The sequence below is a fragment of the Streptomyces sp. genome, assembly GCF_035563135.1.
Classification (GTDB): domain Bacteria; phylum Actinomycetota; class Actinomycetes; order Streptomycetales; family Streptomycetaceae; genus Streptomyces.
Genome location: NZ_DATMVN010000051.1, coordinates 1 through 4124 on the forward strand (window position 1 = coordinate 1; position 4124 = coordinate 4124).

The window sequence follows — 4124 nt, forward strand, 5'->3', positions numbered from 1 at the left end:
CAGCCCTGCCCGCCGGGGCCGGATCCGGCCCAGACCGGTTCCAGGGCACGGCGTACGGCGGCGCGCAGTTCCCCGGCGGCGAGCCCCACGGAGGCGTAACCGGCCTCGCAGCCGGCGCAGAAGCAGAGGGACATCAGATACTGCGCCGCGTCCCCGAGGGCGACCCCGGAGACCTTGTCGTGGGCGTGCAGATGGGCGAAGCCGTACCAGCCGCACGACTCCAGCTCGGTGCCCGCCGCCCCCGGGCGTACGGCCGCCTCCGCCGCGAGGTCCACCAGGTACGCGTGGACGGCGGGCTGCGCGATGCACGGCGCCCAGGGGTAGCGGTCGCCGTAGGCGTTGACCACGGAGGTGTCCGGATGCTCGGCGCCCAGGCGGGAGTTGTGGGCGAGTACCACCCAGGAGTGCACCTGGAGCCCGACGTCCGCCAGGGCTCCGGCCGCCTCGGCGTACGGGTCCTCCCCCGCCACCCAGGACTGCGCGTAGGGGCGCAGTCCGCGCCCCGTCCAGCGCGTGGCGTCCGGGGGGTAGAGCACCGCCGCGTGTTCGGCGGTGACGATGCGGCGGCCGGGGTGGCGCGGGGTCAGGGCCCGGGTGGAGTGGTAGGCGGAGGCGAGCGTCACCTGCTGGACGCCGAGGCCGGCGAGGCGGGAGGCGGCGTCCGGGTCCCCCACGACGTCCCAGGGGTACAGGAAGGCGGAGGCCCTCACTTCGCCTCCCCCGCGCGGTGCTTCTCCAGCAGCGCCCGGCCGTTCGCGATGACCGAGGCCAGCTCCTCGATGTGCGCGGCCGGGGGCTCGGTGAGCGGGGTGCGCACCGGGCCGACGTCCAGGCCCTCCAGCCGGACGGCCGCCTTCACCAGCGACACCGCGTAACCGCGGCCCTTGGCCCGCAGTTCGACGAGCGGCCGGTAGAAGCCGTCGAGCAGTGTGTTCACCAGGCCCTCGTCGCCCGACTCCAGCGCCCGGTAGAAGGCGAGGGCGATGTCGGGGGCGAAGGCGAAGACGGCGGAGGAGTAGAGCGTGACGCCGACACCCCGGTAGGCGGGCCCGGTGAGTTCGGCGGTGGGCAGCCCGTTGAAGTAGAGGAAGTCCTCGCCGGGCAGGCCGGTGCGCACGGCGCTGACGATGCGCTGCATCAGGTCGAGGTCGCCGTAGCCGTCCTTGAGACCGATGATCCCGGGGGTCCTGGCCAGGGCGACGACGGTCTGCGGGGTGAAGACCGCGTTGTCCCGCTGGTAGACGACCGTCTCCAGGGAGGTGGCGGCGGCGAGGGCGGTGTAGTGGGCCAGCAGCCCCTCCTGGCCGGCGACGACGAGGTAGGGCGGCATGGCGAGGAGCCCGTCCGCCCCCGCCTCCTCGGCGAGCTTCGCGTACTGGATCGCGAGCGCCGTGCCGTAGCCGGCGCCCGCGACGACGGGCACCTGCCCTGCGGTCTCCTCGACGGCCGCCTGCACGACGAGCCGGAACTCCTCCGGGGCCAGCGCGTGGAACTCGCCGGTGCCGCAGCAGGCGAAGACGGCCGCGGCACCGGCGTCGACGCCCTTGCGCACGTGCGCGCGGAAGACGTCGGGATCGACGGCGCCGTCCGGCCCGTAGGCGGTGACGGGGAAGAAGAGCGGCCCGGCGACATCGGTGAGTCGGGCGGCAAGGGGGGCTGAGGTCACGGGCGCTCCCTGAGCAGATTCAGGCGTGCACAATTATGATCGGTGTCCATATTTCTGAACGCCGCCACGCTAAGGCAGCCGCGCGGCGCCGGTCAAGACGCGCACGCCCGGCCCCGGCCGAACCGGCCGCCTCCGGGCGACACTTGACGCGGTCCGCCACAAGTTCCTAGCGTGTCCACGCATGTGAATGCCGTCCATGGTTTTGAGGTAGCGGGCGGCTGCGTGACATCTGCGTGCCCCGCGTACCTTGCTGTCCGTACGTCCGGTCCCACGCAGCACAGCATCGCAACCGTCCGCGCACACCGCGCCCGGCCCCGCGCCCGCACCGAGGAGATCCCCGTATGCCAGCTCCCCGCACCGTCCTTCTCACCGGCGCCGCCGGCGGCCTCGGCACCCTGATGCGGGGACTCCTCCCCGCGTACGGCTACGACCTCCGGCTCTTCGACGTCACCCCCATCGAGGGCGAACCCGACGCGATCACCGCCGACCTCGGTGACAGGGCCGCGCTGCGCGAAGCCGTACGGGGGGTCGACGCGGTCATCCATCTGGCGGGCATCTCCCTGGAGTCCTCCTTCGACAAGATCCTGCGCTCGAACATCGAGGGCACGTACAACCTCTACGAGGCGGCACGCGAGGAGGGTGTGAAGCGCATCGTGTTCGCCTCCTCCAACCACGCCGTCGGCTACACCCCGCGCCCGCTCGACGGGGACCCGCTGATCCCGGTCGAGACCCCCCGCCGCCCCGACACCTTCTACGGCCTGTCGAAGTCCTTCGGCGAGGACCTCGCCCAGTTCTACTGGGACAAGCACGGCGTGGAGACCGTCTCCGTGCGCATCGGCTCCTGCTTCATGGAGCCGACGTCGGTGCGGATGCTGTCCGTCTGGATGAGCCCCGGCGACGGAGCACGCCTCTTCCACGCGGCCCTCACCGCCGAGGGGGTCGGGCACACCGTGGTCTACGGCTCCTCCGACAACACCCGGCTGTGGTGGGACCTGACGACGGCCCGCTCCCTCGGCTACGACCCGCAGGACGACTCCGAGCAGTACGCGGAGAAGCTCGTCGCCGAACACGGCGAGCTGGACCCGCAGAACCCCGACCACGCCCACCTCGGCGGCCACTTCGTCACGGACCCGCCGATCTGGCCCTACTGAGCCCGGCCCCGGCCGGGGGCCGCCGCGGCCGATGAGTCTGCCCGGCGTCGGCGGTCATGGATACGGGTGGTGCGGCGCGGCCGCAGGAGCGGTCGCGGCACGCACCGGCCGACTCCGCAGGACCCGGACCGAGGACACGAGGACCCTTCGATGCGCACACTGATCAGCACCGCCTTCATCTCTCTCGACGGCGTCATGGAGGCCCCGGGCGGTGAGCCCGGCTACCGGAACTCCGGGTGGACCTTCAAGGAGGTCGCGTTCCTCCCCGAGGCGTTCGAGATCAAGGACCGGGAGCAGCAGGAGGCCACCGCGATGCTCCTGGGCCGCACCAGCTACGAGGCCTTCAGCCAGGTGTGGCCCGGCATGGAGGACTTCGCCGGCTACCGGCTGATGCCGAAGTACGTCGTCTCCACCACCCTTCACGACGACGACCTGGTGCCGGGCTGGGGCGGGACCACCGTCCTGCGCTCGCTCGACGACGTCGCGGCACTGAAGGAGACGGAGGGCGGCCCGGTCATCGTCCACGGCAGCGCCACCCTCAACCAGAACCTCTCGGACGCCGGCCTCATCGACCGCTACCACCTGCTGGTCTTCCCCCTCCTCCTCGGGGCGGGCAAGCGGCTCTTCAGCACCACGGACAAGGACACCCAGAAGCTGGAGCTCGTCGAGCACGAGACCTACGCCAACGGCCTCCAGAAGAACGTCTTCGACGTGGTCCGCCCGCGGAGCTCCGGGCCCGCGCCCCGGTGAGGACCGGCGCCCCGCCGCAAAGGACCGGGCCCGGGGCGGGCGCTGAGCCGTACGGGGCAAGGCCGCGAAGGTAAGGGAACGGCAAAGCCGGGTCGTTCGTTACCCCGTGCATGACCGCAATGACCCCCGGCTCGAACATCCCTCTCTCCGCCGCCCGCGTGGCGGTGGACGTCGCCGCCCCCGTGCGGCTCGACGTCTCGGGCCTGCTGCTCACCTCCGACGGCAAGGTGCGCTCCGACGACGACTTCATCTTCTACAACCAGCCCTCGGGCCCCGGCGTGACCTACCGCTCGGGCGGCGGGTCCGCCCCCGACGCGATCGTGGTGGACACCACGGCGGTCCCCCCGGGCGTCGAGAAGATCGTGGTCACAGCGAGCCCCGACGCCGCGGGCCAGACCTTCCAGGGCGTCGAGCCCACCGCCACCGTGCGCAACGCGGACGACGGCAGCGCGCTCGCCACCTTCACCCCGCCGCAGCTGGGCAGCGAGACGGCGCTGGTGGTCATCGAGATCTACCTGCGCAACGGCGCCTGGAAGGCCCGCGCGGTCGGCCAGGGC

4 protein-coding genes and 1 pseudogene are annotated in these 4124 nt (G+C 72.3%); 3 read left to right on the forward strand and 2 right to left on the reverse strand.

What is annotated here, in order from left to right; all coding sequences use genetic code 11:
* Positions 1-710, reverse strand: a pseudogene (locus tag VN520_RS02240) (hypothetical protein); the annotation flags it as partial.
* Positions 707-1666: a 5-dehydro-4-deoxyglucarate dehydratase gene (locus tag VN520_RS02245; RefSeq protein ID WP_325745117.1), complete on the reverse strand. Its 960-nt coding sequence runs from the start codon at positions 1664-1666 to the stop codon at positions 707-709. The gene VN520_RS02245 and the pseudogene VN520_RS02240, both read right to left, overlap by 4 nt.
* A gap of 341 nt (positions 1667-2007) precedes the next feature.
* On the opposite strand from VN520_RS02245, the gene VN520_RS02250 reads away from it, so the two are divergent.
* The 3 genes from VN520_RS02250 to VN520_RS02260 form a co-directional block, all read left to right on the forward strand.
* Positions 2008-2817: an NAD(P)-dependent oxidoreductase gene (locus VN520_RS02250; protein WP_325745118.1), complete on the forward strand. Its 810-nt coding sequence runs from the start codon at positions 2008-2010 to the stop codon at positions 2815-2817.
* 150 nt (positions 2818-2967) lie between these two features.
* Positions 2968-3567 carry a dihydrofolate reductase family protein gene (locus VN520_RS02255; RefSeq protein WP_325745119.1) on the forward strand — a complete coding sequence of 200 codons (600 nt, stop codon included), beginning with the start codon at positions 2968-2970 and terminating at the stop codon, positions 3565-3567.
* Between the two features lie 110 nt (positions 3568-3677).
* Positions 3678-4124, forward strand: a 447-nt coding sequence (locus VN520_RS02260) for a TerD family protein (RefSeq protein ID WP_325745120.1), incomplete at its 3' end; no start/stop codon positions are given.